This is a genomic window from Microbacterium sp. CFBP9034 (genome assembly GCF_034045255.1).
Lineage (GTDB): Bacteria > Actinomycetota > Actinomycetes > Actinomycetales > Microbacteriaceae > Microbacterium.
The window spans coordinates 1,934,051-1,948,924 of the sequence record NZ_JAXCWC010000001.1 but is presented as its reverse complement, the minus strand read 5'-3'; the positions used below and the strand labels follow the sequence as shown (position 1 = coordinate 1,948,924).

General features: G+C 67.6%; 15 protein-coding genes and 2 tRNA genes. 4 read left to right on the top strand and 13 right to left on the bottom strand.

Annotated elements, in window-relative coordinates:
* The gene (locus SOM19_RS08930) at positions 1–249 is read left to right on the top strand and encodes a hypothetical protein (protein ID WP_320486168.1); all 249 of its coding nucleotides are present in this window, start codon (positions 1–3) and stop codon (positions 247–249) included.
* On the opposite strand, the gene SOM19_RS08925 is transcribed toward SOM19_RS08930, so the two are convergent.
* The 4 genes from SOM19_RS08925 to SOM19_RS08910 all read right to left on the bottom strand — a co-directional run bounded on the left by SOM19_RS08925 (position 246) and on the right by SOM19_RS08910 (position 3,334).
* Positions 246–1,022 carry a hypothetical protein gene (locus SOM19_RS08925; RefSeq protein WP_320486167.1) on the bottom strand — a complete coding sequence of 259 codons (777 nt, stop codon included), beginning with the start codon at positions 1,020–1,022 and terminating at the stop codon, positions 246–248. The genes SOM19_RS08930 and SOM19_RS08925 overlap by 4 nt on opposite strands.
* A gap of 94 nt (positions 1,023–1,116) precedes the next feature.
* On the bottom strand, positions 1,117–2,493 hold the full coding sequence (locus SOM19_RS08920; protein ID WP_320486166.1) for an MFS transporter: 1,377 nt from the start codon (positions 2,491–2,493) through the stop codon (positions 1,117–1,119).
* Positions 2,490–2,699, bottom strand: a complete 210-nt coding sequence (locus SOM19_RS08915; RefSeq protein WP_320486165.1) for a hypothetical protein — start codon at positions 2,697–2,699, stop codon at positions 2,490–2,492. Before SOM19_RS08915 ends, SOM19_RS08920 begins: the two co-directional genes overlap by 4 nt.
* Positions 2,696–3,334: an ArsR/SmtB family transcription factor gene (locus tag SOM19_RS08910; RefSeq protein ID WP_320486164.1), complete on the bottom strand. Its 639-nt coding sequence runs from the start codon at positions 3,332–3,334 to the stop codon at positions 2,696–2,698. Before SOM19_RS08910 ends, SOM19_RS08915 begins: the two co-directional genes overlap by 4 nt.
* 120 nt (positions 3,335–3,454) lie before the next feature.
* On the opposite strand from SOM19_RS08910, the gene SOM19_RS08905 reads away from it, so the two are divergent.
* On the top strand, positions 3,455–5,506 hold the full coding sequence (locus tag SOM19_RS08905) for a M3 family metallopeptidase (protein ID WP_320486163.1): 2,052 nt from the start codon (positions 3,455–3,457) through the stop codon (positions 5,504–5,506).
* 21 nt (positions 5,507–5,527) lie between these two features.
* Here the strand turns inward: SOM19_RS08905 and SOM19_RS08900 are convergent, their stop codons facing one another.
* The 7 genes from SOM19_RS08900 to SOM19_RS08870 all read right to left on the bottom strand — a co-directional run bounded on the left by SOM19_RS08900 (position 5,528) and on the right by SOM19_RS08870 (position 11,644).
* Complete coding sequence (locus SOM19_RS08900) at positions 5,528–6,643, bottom strand: epoxide hydrolase family protein (protein WP_320486162.1); 1,116 nt, start codon at positions 6,641–6,643, stop codon at positions 5,528–5,530.
* A 39-nt stretch (positions 6,644–6,682) separates the two neighbouring features.
* Positions 6,683–7,951, bottom strand: coding sequence for an ATP-dependent Clp protease ATP-binding subunit ClpX (gene clpX / locus SOM19_RS08895; protein WP_320486161.1), 1,269 nt, complete (start codon positions 7,949–7,951; stop codon positions 6,683–6,685).
* 175 nt (positions 7,952–8,126) lie between these two features.
* Positions 8,127–8,798 carry an ATP-dependent Clp protease proteolytic subunit gene (locus SOM19_RS08890; protein WP_320486160.1) on the bottom strand — a complete coding sequence of 224 codons (672 nt, stop codon included), beginning with the start codon at positions 8,796–8,798 and terminating at the stop codon, positions 8,127–8,129.
* A gap of 32 nt (positions 8,799–8,830) precedes the next feature.
* On the bottom strand, positions 8,831–9,415 hold the full coding sequence (locus tag SOM19_RS08885) for an ATP-dependent Clp protease proteolytic subunit (RefSeq protein ID WP_320486159.1): 585 nt from the start codon (positions 9,413–9,415) through the stop codon (positions 8,831–8,833).
* A 79-nt stretch (positions 9,416–9,494) separates the two neighbouring features.
* A complete protein-coding gene (locus tag SOM19_RS08880; protein WP_320486158.1) occupies positions 9,495–9,986 on the bottom strand; it encodes a tetratricopeptide repeat protein in 492 nt (163 codons plus the stop codon).
* A 70-nt stretch (positions 9,987–10,056) separates the two neighbouring features.
* Positions 10,057–11,490 (bottom strand): trigger factor, encoded by a 1,434-nt coding sequence (gene tig / locus SOM19_RS08875; RefSeq protein ID WP_320486157.1) that lies wholly within the window; start codon positions 11,488–11,490, stop codon positions 10,057–10,059.
* Between the two features lie 80 nt (positions 11,491–11,570).
* Positions 11,571–11,644: transfer RNA gene (locus SOM19_RS08870), tRNA-Pro, on the bottom strand.
* A gap of 215 nt (positions 11,645–11,859) precedes the next feature.
* On the opposite strand from SOM19_RS08870, the gene SOM19_RS08865 reads away from it, so the two are divergent.
* A tRNA-Gly gene (locus SOM19_RS08865) sits at positions 11,860–11,930 on the top strand.
* Positions 11,931–12,260: 330 nt separating this feature from the next.
* Here the strand turns inward: SOM19_RS08865 and SOM19_RS08860 are convergent.
* Positions 12,261–12,908 carry a DUF4145 domain-containing protein gene (locus tag SOM19_RS08860; protein ID WP_320486156.1) on the bottom strand — a complete coding sequence of 216 codons (648 nt, stop codon included), beginning with the start codon at positions 12,906–12,908 and terminating at the stop codon, positions 12,261–12,263.
* A gap of 824 nt (positions 12,909–13,732) precedes the next feature.
* Positions 13,733–14,257: a PH domain-containing protein gene (locus tag SOM19_RS08855; protein ID WP_320486155.1), complete on the bottom strand. Its 525-nt coding sequence runs from the start codon at positions 14,255–14,257 to the stop codon at positions 13,733–13,735.
* A 282-nt stretch (positions 14,258–14,539) separates the two neighbouring features.
* Between SOM19_RS08855 and SOM19_RS08850 the strand changes: the two genes are divergently transcribed.
* Positions 14,540–14,830 (top strand): hypothetical protein, encoded by a 291-nt coding sequence (locus SOM19_RS08850; protein WP_320486154.1) that lies wholly within the window; start codon positions 14,540–14,542, stop codon positions 14,828–14,830.
* Positions 14,831–14,874 lie beyond the last annotated feature (44 nt).

The window sequence follows — 14,874 nt, the reverse complement described above, 5'->3', positions numbered from 1 at the left end:
ATGCAGCTCGGAACACGCTGGACGTCGGGAGACGACGCGCCGAAGGCAGTCCCCGACGCGCTGCGGCGCGGCATCCGCTCCGTCGACGACGCGATGCCCGCCGACGAGCTCGGCCAGCCGCGTCCTCGCTGGACGCTGACCTGGCTCGAGGGCAAGCCCATCGCCGAGCTCGACACCGGCGTCATCGTCGAGCTCGACGCTGACGGCGAGGCCGTCGTCCGCCACGACCCGGAGGACGGGTTCGGCTAGGACTCCGGGGCAGGGCTGAGCTGCCGGGCGGGTACGAGACTCGCATCGAGCAGCGTGCGATCGCCGAGGGGTGCAGCCAGCTCGAGAGTGAACGGGGTCTGGGGATTTTCCTGGCAGGTGTGGGCACCGCCTCGGGGCTCCACCCCGAGGATGACCTCCACGGTCGTCCCGGTCTCGACGAGCCGGACCACCTCGATGCGGCCCGCAGCGTCTTCGCCCGAGTTGCACGCCTGCTCCGTGACGAGCAGGGCGACCTCCGTCGAGGCAGCGTCCGCCTCCGCGTCCGGATCGAGTTCGAGCTCTGCCACCCCCAGAGCCCCGATGTCCACACGCAGCGAGCAGGTCGAGCGCGCGATCACGTACCACCCCGGATCAAGATTCGTCGCGTCGCCGATGTAGCCGATCGTGAGCATCTCCCGATCACCGCTCGGATACGTCTCCCCGCCTGAGTCGGCCGGGTCGACGGCTCTCAGCAGGACGATCGTTTCCGCCTCCTCCGACCCTACGAACCACCCCTCGTCCTCGTCGATCTCGAGCGGGTCGATGCCCTCGAAGCTCGCCGAGGCGACCGCATCCTCGCCGGCGGCGCTCAGGCTGTCGAGCGATGGCTCGTTCGCGATGACGCTCGCGGCGATCGGCGTGCCCTGGCAGTCGTAGATCTCGTCCGGGACCGACGGACCGGCACCCGGGGCACCTGAAGTCGCACACGCGCTCAGCGCGGCGCCGAGCCCGACGGCAAGGACCAGCCCGGTCACGCGCATCGATCGTGGCATCGGCACTTCCTCTCGACAGCTCTCACCCGTGGAGTGTCGCGACAAGCCTCATGATCTCGCATCAGGCCGCCATCCGCGCGGACCTGACGCCGGCTCAGTACTCGGGGTCGTTGTGGTTCGAGGCGTCGAGCAGCAGCCGGCAGCCGACGAGAGCCGTCACGAGCGTCACGGCGCCCGCGATGACGAACGGCAGGCGCAGGTCGTAGCGCGCCACCCAGCCGCCGAGAAGCGTCGCGAACGGGAACAGCCCCCACGTGAAGGTGCGGATGATCCCGAGGACACGGCCGAACATGTGGCCCGGCACGATCGCCTGGCGCAGCGCCCCCCACGGCACGTTCCACACCGACACGGCGCACGCCATGAGGCTGTAGGCGAGGACGCCCGTGATCACCTCGGGTGCGGCCCAGACCGCCACGAGGGATGCGGCTGCCACGAAGTTGGCGCCGAGCATCACCGGTCCGCGACCGAAGCGGCTCACCAGCGTCGAGGCGACGAGGGATCCGGCGAGAGCGCCGAGGCCGATGCCCGCCGTCACGACGCCGATCGCCGCCGGCGCGACGGCGAGCTCGTCGAGGAAGTAGAGGATCGTCGGCGCCTGGGCGAAGGAGAACGCCGAGCCCACGATGGAGGTGAAGACCACCATCGAGCGCAGGAAGCGGTGGTTCCAGAGGTAGGAGACCGCTTCGCGTGCCGACGTCGAGCTCTGCGGCGTCGACGCGATCGCGGCGGACTCGGCAGCGGCTTCGGCAGGCGCCTCGCTCGCAGCGAGCGGCTCGCCCGCGGCGACGGCGGCCGCGGGGTCGGGAGCGTCGTGGCGTGGGGCGGCGGGGGCATCGCGCAGCGGGCGGGCCGCGGAGAGCGGGAGCATGATCGCGAGGGCGATGGGGATCAGATAGCCCGCGGCGCCGACCCACAACGGCAGCGCCAGCGACACGGCGAACAGCACCCCGCCGATCGGAGTGGCGATGAAGTTGTCGATCGTGATCTGGGCGGCCTGCAGGAAGCCGTTGGCGCGGTCGAGCGACGGGCGCTTCACGAGCGACGGGATGATCGCGTTCGTCGCGTTGTCGAACAGCGTCTCGCCGAGCCCGAAGACCAGGGTCGCGGCGAACAGCCACCAGATGTCGAGCGAGCCCGTGACGGTGAGCACCGCCAGGCCGACCGCGGCCAGTCCGCGCAGCCCGTTGGCGAACGCCATGATGTAGCGGCGGTCGTAGCGGTCGACGATCATTCCGGCCGGCAGTCCGAACACGAGCCACGGGACGAAGGCGAGCGCCCCCAGCGCGGCGATCGCGAGCGGATCGCGCGTGAGGGTGGTGGCGATCAGCGGCACCGCGACCCGGCCGACGCCGTCGGCGAGATTGCTGAAGGCCGCGGCGGTCCAGAGCTTTCCGAAGTCGCGGCCCAGAGGGGCCCGGCCCTTGCGCCCGGACTCCTCCGTCGCCTCGACGGCGTCGACTGTGTCGGTCATCGCGGGAGGATTCCGACCGAGCCGAGCGCGAGGGCATCGGTGCGGGCGTCGCCGGCCGCGGTGCGTGCACCGACGGCGCCGGATGCCGTGGACCGGCGCTCCAGGCGGGCGGCGACGAACCGGTCGATGCCGACGGCGGCGGTGAGCAGCATCCGCTCGAAGCCGGTGGTGCGGACGGCGGCGCGTGGGGCGGTGAGTGCGGTCATGACTGTCCTCCTAGCGTGGGAAGCGGGAAGACGTCGGCCCGGATGGTCACGGGACGAACGTTCTCGCCGGTCTGGTTGCGGTATTTGTCGACGGCCTCGTCGATCAGGGCCATGATCCCGAGGGTCAGCTCCTTGCTCTGCTCGGGGCTGAGTCGGGCGGTGGCTGTCGAGATGAGCGTGCCCTCCTGCCACATCGCCTCTTCGCCGTCGATGCCTCGGTTGACGAACTCCAGGAGCTGATCGTTGCGATTGCGCAGGAACTCGTTCATCACCACCTGGGTGGCGGCGCGGCCGGCCGGTGTCGCCATCGCCTCGGGGCTGGCGAACGAGACGCCTCCGACGGGCCGCTCCCACCAGCGCTCGCGCCCCGTGCCGCGATCGGCGGCCTCGCGGATCAGGTCGTGCTTGGCGAGAGCCCGCAGGTGGTAGCTGGTCGAGCCGCTCGACTCGTGGAGCCGCTCAGCGAGCGAGCTCGCGGTCTGCGGTCCGTACTGGCTGAGAATGTCGTAGATTCTCACTCGGAGCGGGTGCGCCAGGGCGCGGAGAGCACCCGAGTCGAGGACCCGGTCCTCGTTGTGGCGCTGCTCTGCGCGAGCCCGGGCATCCTGCTCTTCGTTCGCGATGTTCTCGGCCATGCCGTCAGACTAGTGATGCAAAGGTTTCTTTGCAAGTACTTCTTTGCAACGCATGTTTTGCAACGATGCGTTTGCAAAGACACCTCGGCATCGCGAGCGCCCGACACTAGGCTGATCGTCATGGCGAACGACAATCCCCTGCTGTCCCCGGCCCCTCACCCTTACGGGCTTCCCGACTACCCCTCGATCCGCCCGGAGCACTATCTGCCCGCGTTCCGGGAGGCTTTCGCCGAGCACTCGAGCGAGATCTCGAACATCACGCGCGTGCGCTCCATGCCCACGTTCGAGAACACGCTCGTGCCGCTCGAGGAGAGCGGCAAGCTGCTGGGCGACGTCGCCCGCACGTTCTACACGGTCTCGTCCGCCGACGCGACGCCCGAGATCCAGGCGATCGAAGAGGAGCTGGCGCCGCTGATGTCGGCGCATCAGGACTCGATCCAGCTGGACGCCCAGCTGTACTGGCGCATCAAGACGGTCCACGACCAGCTCGACGCATCGGAGCTCGATCCCGAGCAGCGCTACCTCGTCGAGCGCCACTACCGCGAGATGTCGCACGCCGGCGCAGGGCTCGACGACGCCGCGAAGGAGCAGCTCACCGCCCTCAACCAGCGTCTGTCGACGCTCACCACGGCGTTCGAGAAGAACCTCCTGGCGGACACGAACGACCTCGCGATCGTGTTCGACACGGTGGAAGAGCTCGACGGTCTGACCGAGGGCGAGCTCTCCGCCGCCGCGCAGGCCGCTGCAGACCGCGGCCTGGACGGGAAGTGGGTCGTCACGCTCACCCTGTTCACGGGGCATCCGTATCTCTCGTCGCTCACCGACCGGATGAGCCGCAAGCGGATCCTCGACGCCTCGCGCTCCCGTGGGTCGAGGGGCAACGAGCACGACAACCGGGAGGTGCTCCGCGAGATCGTGCGTCTCCGTGCCGAACGCGCTGCGCTCCTCGGCTACGACACCCACGCCGCCTACATCACGTCCGATGAGACGGCCGGCTCGCCCGAGGCCGTGCACGATCTGCTGCGGCGATTGGCCGTGCCCGCCGCCCGCAATGCGGAGCGCGAGCAGGCGGCGCTGCAGGCCATCGTCGATGCGCAGCCGCAGCTCTTCCCCCTCGAGGCGCACGACTGGGCGTTCTACACCGAGAAGGTGCGCGCGGCGGAGTACGACCTCGATCGCAGCGCCCTCCGACCGTGGTTCGAGGCTGAGCGCGTGCTGCAGGACGGCGTCTTCCGCGCCGCGACCGAGCTCTACGGCGTGACGTTCTCGGAGCGCACCGACATCCCGGCCTACCACCCCGACGCCCGCGTGTTCGAGCTGCATAACGCCGACGGATCCGAGCTCGGCCTCTTCATGCTCGACCTGTACACGCGCGACACCAAGCGCGGCGGCGCGTGGATGAACTCGATCGTCTCGCAGTCGGCGCTGCGTGGAACCAGGCCGATCGTGGTGAACAACCTCAACGTGCCCAAGCCCGCTCCCGGCAAGCCCACGCTCCTCACGCTGGACGAGGTGACGACCCTCTTCCACGAGTTCGGCCACGCCCTGCACGGACTGTTCGCGACCGTCACGTACCCCCACTTCGCCGGCACCAACGTGTTCCGCGACTTCGTGGAGTTCCCGAGCCAGGTCAATGAGATGTGGATCTACTGGCCCGAGGTGCTCGCCTCGTACGCCCGCCACGTCGACACCGATGAGCCCCTCCCCGCCGAGGTCGTCGAGAAGCTGCACGCCTCCGAGGCGTTCAATCAGGGGTTCGCGACGAGCGAGTACCTCGCCGCTGCGTGGCTCGACCAGGCCTGGCACTCCCTCACCGCCGAGGAGGCCGCGGCCGACATCGACGTGGCCGAGTTCGAGGCATCCGCTCTCTCGTCGATCGGCCTCGGCAACCCGGCGGTGCCGACCCGGTACTCGTCGACGTACTTCGCCCACGTCTTCTCGGGCGGCTACAGCGCCGGCTACTACTCCTACATCTGGAGCGAGGTGCTCGACGCCGACACCGTGGAGTGGTTCCGCGACAACGGCGGGCTCACGCGGGAGAACGGCGATCGCTTCCGCACGCGCCTCCTCGGCGTCGGAGGGTCGAAGGATCCGCTCGAGGCGTACCGTGACTTCCGTGGACGGGATGCCGACATCCGGCCGCTGCTCGAGCGTCGCGGGCTGCTCGCCTGACGTCCGTCCGCGGGCTGGGCGTCAGAGGACGCCCAGCTCGTGAGCGAACGCGCGGACGCGAGCCGCCATGGCCGCCGGCACCTCCGCCACCGCGAAGTGCCCGCCCTCGTCGAGTCGCTCGAAGGTGCGCAGATCGCGGTAGAACCCCCGCGCGAGCGACTCGGGGTAGTCGGCCTCGTGACGCTGGATGAAGACGACCGACGGCACCTCGACCGGCGGCATCGCGTCGGGCTGGTCGGCTCCCTCGTAGTAGGGGCGGAACGACGTCGCGATGCTCTGGGTGACCCAGTAGATCATCGCCTCGGTGAGGATGCGGTCACGCGAGATCCGCCGCTCGACGTCGCGCGGCTCGCCGGACGGGGTGTCGCTCCACTCGACCAGCTTCTCCGCGAGCCACGCCAGCAGCCCGGCCGGTGAGTCGTTGAGCGCGGCCGCAAGCGTGTCGGGGCGCGTCGCCTGCACGTGCCCGTAGGCGCCGGCCGTGCCGTGGTCGGCCGCGAGCCGTTGGAAGAAGGCGACCTCGTCGGGCGCTGTGAGTGCCTGTCGCTCCTCCTGGCTGGGGAAGTGCGCGTGGCTCACCACGATCCCGAGCACCTGATCGGGATGCTGCGACGCGATGAGATCGTTCACGTTCGCCGACACGTCTTCGCCGTAGGTCAGGTACTCGTCGTACCCGAGCACCTCGGTCATCAGCGCGTGGACGGTGTCGGCGAGGCGCTGCTCCGTCATCAGGCCGTCGGCGTACGGGCTCGAGAAGGCGAACCCGGGGAAGCTCGGCACGACCACGTGGAGGTCCGGCAGCAGGTCGGCGAACTCCAGCTGCAGGGCGAACGTGTGGGGCCAGCCGTGCATCACCACGAGGGCCGGGGCACCGGCCCGCTCGGAGCGGAGGTGGGCGAAGTGAATCGTCGCGTCGCCGATCTCGGCGGTGAACTGCGGGTGCGCGTTGAGCCATCGTTCGCGCTCGCGCCAGTCGAGTTCGCGCCAGGACGACACGAGGTCGGCGAGGTACGACGCGGTGAGGCCCGAGGCCGGTCGATTCGGCGAATCGGGCAGGAGCCTCGTGCGGGCGAGCCGGTCCCTCAGGTCGACCAGGACCTCATCGGCGACGCGGATCTCGAACGGGGTGGCAGCCATTCTCCGACGCTACGGCTGGGCTCGGACACCCGCTCGCGGTCAGGCGCTCTTGCGCTTCTCTCGCAGGACGAGGGTCGGCGTCGCACCTTCTTCGACGGCGGCACGGGTGATGACGACCTTGTCGACCTCGTCGGTCGACGGGATCTCGAACATGATCGGCCCGAGCACGTCTTCGAGGATGGCACGGAGGCCACGGGCGCCGGTCTTGCGCTCCACCGCCAGCTCGGCGATCGCCCCCAGCGCCTCGGTGTCGAACTCCAGCGACACGCCGTCGAGCTCGAACATGCGCTGATACTGCTTGACGAGCGCGTTCTTCGGCTCGGTCAGGATCTCCATCAGCGCCTCGCGGTCGAGCGGCGACACGGACGCGACGACGGGCAGGCGCCCGATGAACTCCGGGATCAGTCCGAACTTGTGGAGGTCCTCGGGCCGCACCTCGCTGAAGAGCGTGAGGTCGTCGCCCTTGTTGTGCAGCGGTGCGCCGAAACCGATGCCGTGCTTGCCGACACGCGACGAGATGATGTCTTCGAGCCCCGCGAAGGCGCCGGCCACGATGAACAGCACGTTCGTGGTGTCGATCTGGATGAACTCCTGGTGCGGGTGCTTGCGTCCGCCCTGGGGCGGCACCGACGCGACCGTGCCCTCGAGGATCTTGAGCAGCGCCTGCTGCACGCCCTCGCCCGACACATCGCGGGTGATCGACGGGTTCTCGGCCTTGCGGGCGATCTTGTCGACCTCGTCGATGTAGATGATGCCGGTCTCGGCGCGCTTCGTGTCGAAGTCGGCCGCCTGCAGGAGCTTGAGGAGGATGTTCTCGACGTCTTCGCCGACGTAGCCCGCCTCGGTCAGGGCCGTGGCGTCGGCCACCGCGAACGGCACGTTCAGCCGCTTGGCGAGGGTCTGAGCGAGGTAGGTCTTGCCGCAGCCGGTGGGGCCGAGGAGCAGGATGTTGCTCTTGGCGATCTCGATCTCGTCGGCGCGCTGCTCGGCGGACTGAATGGTGCCGTGGGCACGCACGCGCTTGTAGTGGTTGTAGACGGCCACCGACAGTGCGCGCTTGGCAGCCTGCTGGCCGACGACGTACTCCTCGAGGAAGCCGAAGATCTCACGAGGCTTGGGGAGGTCGAAGTCGGTCACGACGCCCGAGGTGGACTCGGCCATCCGCTCTTCGATGATCTCGTTGCACAGCTCGACGCACTCGTCGCAGATGTAGACCCCGGGACCGGCGATCAGCTGCTGCACCTGCTTCTGGCTCTTGCCGCAGAAGGAGCACTTGAACAGGTCGGCACTCTCACCGATGCGTGCCATGAGGCTCCTCCTCGTTGCGTCGGGGGGCAGCCCCCCGGCTGTTCTCCGAGCCTAATAGCTCGCGACGACATGCGGCGGGATTGCGACGCGCATTGTGGACGCGTGCCTTTCCGCCCACAGCGAAGCCCCGCCGCCCGGTGATCCGGACGGCGGGGCTTCGAGCGGCGGCGACGTGCTACTTGGTCAGCGCCGCCGGCGTGCGCTTGCGGGTCGTGAGGACCTGGTCGATGAGACCGTAGGTCAGCGACTCCGCCGCGGACAGGATCTTGTCGCGATCGATGTCCTTGTTCACCTCGGCCTGCGTCTTGTTCGAGTGCTTCGCCAGGGTCTCCTCGAGCCACGTGCGCATGCGCATGATCTCGGCGGCCTGGATCTCGATGTCGGACGCCTGACCGTGGCCGGCCTCGCCCACGGCGGGCTGGTGGATCAGGATGCGGGCGTTCGGCAGCGCGAGTCGCTTGCCGGGCGCGCCGGCCGCGAGGAGCACCGCCGCCGCCGATGCCGCCTGGCCGAGCACGACCGTCTGGATCTGCGGCGACACGTACTGCATCGTGTCGTAGATCGCCGTCATGGCCGTGAACGAGCCGCCGGGCGAGTTGATGTACATGATGATGTCGCGGTCGGGATCCTGGCTCTCGAGCACCAGGAGCTGGGCCATGACATCGTCTGCCGAGGCATCGTCGACCTGGACGCCCAGGAAGATGACGCGGTCCTCGAACAGCTTGTTGTACGGGTCCTGACGCTTGTAGCCGTAGGCGGTCCGCTCCTCGAACTGAGGAAGGATGTAGCGGCTGCCGGGCATCTGGAGCCCCTGAGGGGCGGACGGTCCGAAGGTGGGGGTGTGCATTCCGGGTTCTCTCTCTTTCGCCTTCGGTGCCGTCAGCTCGCGGTTCCGCCGCCGCCGACCACGTCGGTCGCGGACTCGCGGATGTGGTCGACGAAGCCGTACTCGAGAGCCTCCTTGGCGCTGAACCAGCGGTCACGGTCGCCGTCGGCGTTGATCTGCTCGACCGGCTTGCCGGTCTGGGCCGCCGTGATCTCGGCGAGACGGCGCTTCATGTCGAGGATGAGCTGGGCCTGCGTCTGGATGTCGCTCGCGGTGCCGCCGAAGCCGCCGTGCGGCTGGTGCAGCAGCACGCGGGCGTTCGGGGTGATGTAGCGCTTGCCCTTGGTGCCGCTGGTGAGCAGCAGCTGGCCCATCGACGCGGCCATGCCGATGCCGACGGTGACGATGTCGTTCGGCACGAACTGCATGGTGTCGTAGATCGCCATGCCGGCCGTGATCGAGCCGCCGGGCGAGTTGATGTAGAGGTAGATGTCCTTCTGCGTGTCCTCGGCGGCGAGAAGGAGGATCTTCGCGCAGATCTCGTTGGCGTTATCGTCGCGCACCTCCGACCCGAGCCAGATGATGCGATCCTTCAACAGCCTGTCGAAGACGCTCGTGGCGACAAGTGGTTCGGCCATGTGTACTCCTGATTCCGTGGTCGTGCATCGAATCTACCGGCGCGGCGCGGGCGACCCGCCCGTGTTCGCCCTGGGCAGATCAGGCCTCCGGATCGACGAGCTCCCGGGCGTATCCGGCGACCGATCGCGTGTACCGCGGCAGGTGCGGAGCGAGTGCCTCGAGAGCGATGGATGCCCCGCGCACCGCGTCGCCGGACGAGACCAGCGCCAGCGCGTAGAAGGCGGCGACGCCATCGTGCAGGGGCTCCGCGTGCCCGTGCTCGTATTCGGTGCGCAGCAGAGCGAGTGCTTCGTCGACCTTGCCGAGGTTGCGGACGGTGCTCGCGAGCTGGATCACCGCCTGCGTGCGCAGCTCGCCGTCGAGGCCGCCGTCGAGCGCAGCACGGTACAGCGGCTCGGCCTCTTCCTCGATCCCGGCGGAGTCGCGCGCGCCCGCGCGCTCGAACAGGGCGCGCGGGTCGTGCGCGGGCCGCTCGGCCGCGATCTCATCTATGGCGCGCACCCGTTCCAGATCGTCGAGGGCGTCGTCGGCCCACACGCGCGCGATGCGGGTGTCCCAGTCGTCGGTCATGCGTCCTCCTCGGACGAAGAAGGGGACGGATGCCGCGGCATCCGTCCCCCCGTCACTGCTGTGCAGCGACTTACTCCTTCTCGGCGGCCGCCTTCTTCTTGGCCGGTGCCTTCTTGGCGGGCTTCTTCGGGGCCTCTTCGGCCTCGATCACGGCGTCGGCGTCGGCCGCGGCATCCGCGATCTCCTGCGCCTCTTCGACGACCTCGTCCTCGGCGTCGGCCTCGTCCTCGACGGCGACGAAGCCGGTGAGGTCGACGGGCTTGCCGTTGGTGTCGACGACGGTGACCTGGCCGAGCACGACAGCGAGCGCCTTGTTGCGGGCGACCTCGCCGATCATGGCGGGGAGCTGGTTGCCCTCCTGCAGTGCGTTCACGAAGTCCTGGGGAGCCATGCCGTACTGGGCGGCGGACTGCACGAGGTACTGGGTGAGCTCGTCCTGCGAGACCTGCACGTTGACCTTCTCGGCGATCGCGTCGAGCAGCATCTGCGTCTTGAACTGCTTCTCGCTCGCCTCGGTCACCTCGGCGCGGTGCACGTCGTCCTCGAGGCGGTTCTCGCCCTCGAGGTGGTTGTGCACCTCGGACTCGATGAGCGCCGGCGGCACCGGGATGTCGACCTGCTCGAGCAGCTGCTCGATGAGCTTGTCGCGCGCGGCGGAGCCCTGGGTGAACACCGATTGCTCGCCGACGCGGTCCTTCAGGCTGTCGCGGAGCTCGGCGATGGTGTCGAACTCGCTGGCGATCTGCGCGAAGTCGTCGTCGGCGTCGGGAAGCTCGCGCTCCTTGACGGCCTTGACGACGACGGAGACCTCGGACTCCTCGCCGGCGTGGTCGCCGCCGACGAGCTTGGAGCGGAACGTGGTGTCCTCGCCGGCCGTGAGCGACTCGATCGCTTCGTCGATGCCCTCGAGCAGCTCGCCGGAGCCGACCTCGTACGACACGCCCTCGGCGCGGTCGATCTCGGCGCCGTCGATCGTGGCGACGAGGTCCAGTTCGACGAAGTCTCCGGTCGCCGCGGGGCGGTCGACGGTGACGAGCGTGCCGAAGCGGCCGCGGAGGCGGTCGAGTTCCTCGTCGATGGCGGACTCGTCGACCTCGATGGCGTCGACCTCGACGGTGGTGCCCTCGAACGCCGGAAGCTCGAACTCGGGGCGGACGTCGACCTCGACCTCGACCTGCAGGTCGCCCGAGAAGTCCTTCTCGTTCGGCCACTCGGTGACCTCGGCGGCGGGACGGCCCAGCACGCGCAGCTCGTTGGCCTCGACGGCCTGGCGGTAGAACGTGTCGAGACCCTCGCTGACGGCGTGCTCGAGCACGGCGCCACGCCCGATGCGCTGGTCGATGATCGGCGCGGGGACCTTGCCCTTGCGGAAGCCGGGGATCTGCACGTCCTGCGCGATGTGCTCGTACGCGTGAGCGATGCTCGGCTTGAGCTCGTCGGGCGTGACCGTGATGTGGAGCTTCACCCGGGTCGGGCTGAGCTTCTCGACGGTGCTGTTCACCATGCCTGTTCGTTCTCCTCTATCGCACCGCGCGCGAATGCGCGGCTGAAGGTCTGGGGTTGGAATTCTGTGAGGCCGTGATGTCGGGGCGACAGGATTTGAACCTGCGGCCTCCCGCTCCCAAAGCGGGCGCTCTACCAAGCTGAGCTACGCCCCGGGCGGGTTCGCACGCATGCGTGCGCCGATCGGCCCCTGGAAGTCTAGCCGACACACCGAGCCATCGCCTGCGCGGGTGCTCCGCGCTGATCCCGACATGAGAGGGGTGTGACGGGAAGGCCCGGAATGGTCCAGTAGACTTGTGGCTGTCGCGGCACGCCGCGGTGATGGACCACAACCGAATAGGCACATCCTGGCGGACACCCGCCGGATTCCGGGGCTGTAGCTTAGTGGTAAAGCCTTAGTCTTCCAAACTAATGATGCGGGTTCGATTCCCGTCAGCCCCTCTGAACAAGAAACCTTCGATAACTCGGGGTTTCTCTCGTTCTCGGCTGGCCAAGGCTCAAGCGCTGATTGCCTCGCTTGCCCGATACGAGCCCGTAGGGTCTGATGCTCCGTGTCGGTCGCACCGCTAAGCCGCACCCATCTGCCAGGTCCGGTGCGGTGCTGGCCCGTCGATACGAGTGCGACGGATGCGGCAGCGACTTCGATGCCCGCAAGTTCACCCTGCGACGAAAGCGGCACGCTCTACTGCGGCGTGCGGTTCCTGCCGGTGGTCATCGCTCGTGCTCGCTCAGCGGTCACGCATCGCCAGGGATCCTGACCGGCCTAGCCGTTTAGAACGGCGTGGCCGCGGCCGCGGCCTGTTCAGCCGCTTCGGCCGCTTTGGCTTCTTCCCGCTCTTGCTTTGCCTGTAGACGGCGCTCCTTCAGTTGAGCGATGCGCACCGGACCGATGAAGACCTCTTGCAGTACCTCATCCATGAATGCGAGCACGTCGGCGACATCTTGCGTGGTCGGTTCGTCAGCGATGTCACCGTGTGCCATGTCGTTGCCAAAGTCGCGAATCTCGTGCGCGGCTTCCTTGGTGTCGGCACGGATCAGGCCGCGCTCGGCCATGGTGTCGATCTTCTTGACGAGCCGACCTTGTGTCACGCCCTTACTCTTGGCGGTTGCCTCGACGACGGTGCGCGCCATCAACACCGCGGCCATTGGCGCACGATGCGCCGCACAGCGGTACGCCTCGCTCGCCGCCTTCGCGATGTGACTCGGTATCCCGTCGCCCGCGACGAATCGCACGTGCTTCGGATACCAGAAGAGGTCTTCGCTGAACTCGAACTGCTTCTTCGGATCGTCGTTGCCGCCCCAAACGTAGTACTCAAACGCGATCGAGGCTTGATAGCAGGCATCGCAGGTGGCTGTCCCCTGCAGAACCTTCTGTTGCGTGTCGGGTTCGATCGTGTATTCAGCCCACACGACTGTCATGTGCGATTTCTCTCCACAATGACCGCAGGTTGTCGATGCCATGGCCCCATGCTGGCAGGCTCGCCGGGTTACGTGATACCGAACTCGGCTGCCGATCCGGTACTACCGCCTCTTCGCCTTCGGCTCCGAGTTCGGTGGGACATAACTTGGTCGTTGTGGATGGGCACGAGGGGTCGAATAGCGTGGTGCCGCGACGTCGATCGGCGGGCCCACCCCGGGGGCTGAAAGTCGGACTTTCTGTGCCCGTTGTGTGCCCCTCCATGCCGCGAACCGAATCGGGCACGGTTCGCGGTCATCGGACGTGCCGAAACCCACGTGAAAACAGGGCTTGTAACGGCTAGCGGCTTAGACCGTAGGTCAGGTATGGAACGACGCCGGCCCGTTCGGCTATATCGACGCCGCCGTTGCCGAGCGCTGGGCACCAATCCTCGACGGGATCGAGTGGACGCCGTTGGTCAGGCTCCGTCGCCGTCACGAGGAAGGTGAAGGGGTGGTGCTCGTCGTCGGTCTTCCTGACCTCCGCGGCGGCGAGTGGCGCGCACGGATGCGATCCGTCGATCCAGAGCCGATCCACCGGCCGAGTAGCCGGATTCGATTCAAGGGGCGGTAGTCCTCAATCGCGACTCAGCGGTGCTCAGACTCCCCGAGCCGCGCTGACCTTCACAGGTCCAGCCCTGCTTTCTAGCGCGTTACCTCAGACCGGCGTCGCCGAGTTTCCGCAGCAAGTTGTGCGCCCAAAACTCGCCTACACAAGAGCTCGCCGACAAGTCAAGCAACACACCCTCGTGGGAGGTTGCGGCGACAGGGTGACGTGCCAGGGATCGCTAGATGCGTCCGAGCAACTCGGTCTTCTTCGCCTCGAACTCTTCGGATGAAACTATCCCTGCGTCACGCAACTCCCCGAGCTGCCTGAGTTGCACCATTACGTCTTGCCCCACGTACGCGCGCGCCTCGGGTTGCGGCGCCGGCGTTGCCTGCGGAGCCACGATGTGCTTGGCATTCATGGCCTCCTTCACGACCGCCAGGAATTCCGCGAAAGCCTCCGGAGGGGTGAGCCACTTGACTGAAACACGATTTCCTGAGGCGTGGAATGCGACATGATGCCCCATCATGGATTTTCCATGCTCGAAGCTCGAAATGTTACCGAACGGGAACGACTCGAGATCGAATCCTCCGAGCTTCTTCGCGTAGAACACCACCCGCCGGTCAGTGGCGATGAGCACTCCGTTCCGCACGGAGTCGTTCCCAAAGACTTTCGCTTCGTACGCACCCATAACGGCAGCCTTCACAAGCTCGCCTGGCTCAAGATGATCTCTAGCTTGCTCCAGCAGCTTGTCCGCCTTTGCCATTTCACTCCCCTATCCAAGTTGGGCGCTCTGACCGTGGGATCACAGTAACGCTCGCGGCATTTCTCTGTAAGTGCGTTCGCGTGAGCGTGCGCCCCGGTCGAAGGTGCTGCAGCTGGGCGGCGCGGCGCCCACAGCGTCGCTGTCACCGCCGTCCTTCGCCTTGCGGCAACGGAACAGGCGCCGCTCTCAGTTGTCATGCTCGCGTTGCGTGGCGACCTCCTCGAGCCAACCTCGAGTGATGCTGACGCCGAACGGTCTGGCGCCGCCCCTATACTCGCTGCCATGTCCGACGCCATCCCAGCCGCATCTCGTCCCCTCCCAGTGAAGAAGCCCGCGGCCGAGGAGCTGACCGCCCTCAACATCAGCGGTGCGCTGCTCCTCATTGCGGGTGTCATCACCATCGTGGTCGCGCAGACCATTGGCAGCGGCTTCCTCTCCGAGTTCGACATCGAAGACCTGGCGCAGAAGATCACTGCCACAGTCATCGGTGCTGGCCTGGCGGTGGCCGGAGCGATTGCGCTGATCGCCTCGCTGCTCCTGAGCGGAATTAGGTCCACGGTCCTGAGCCGCTAGGGCCCATCAGCCGATGCCAGCAATGACCTTCTGGCATGGATGCC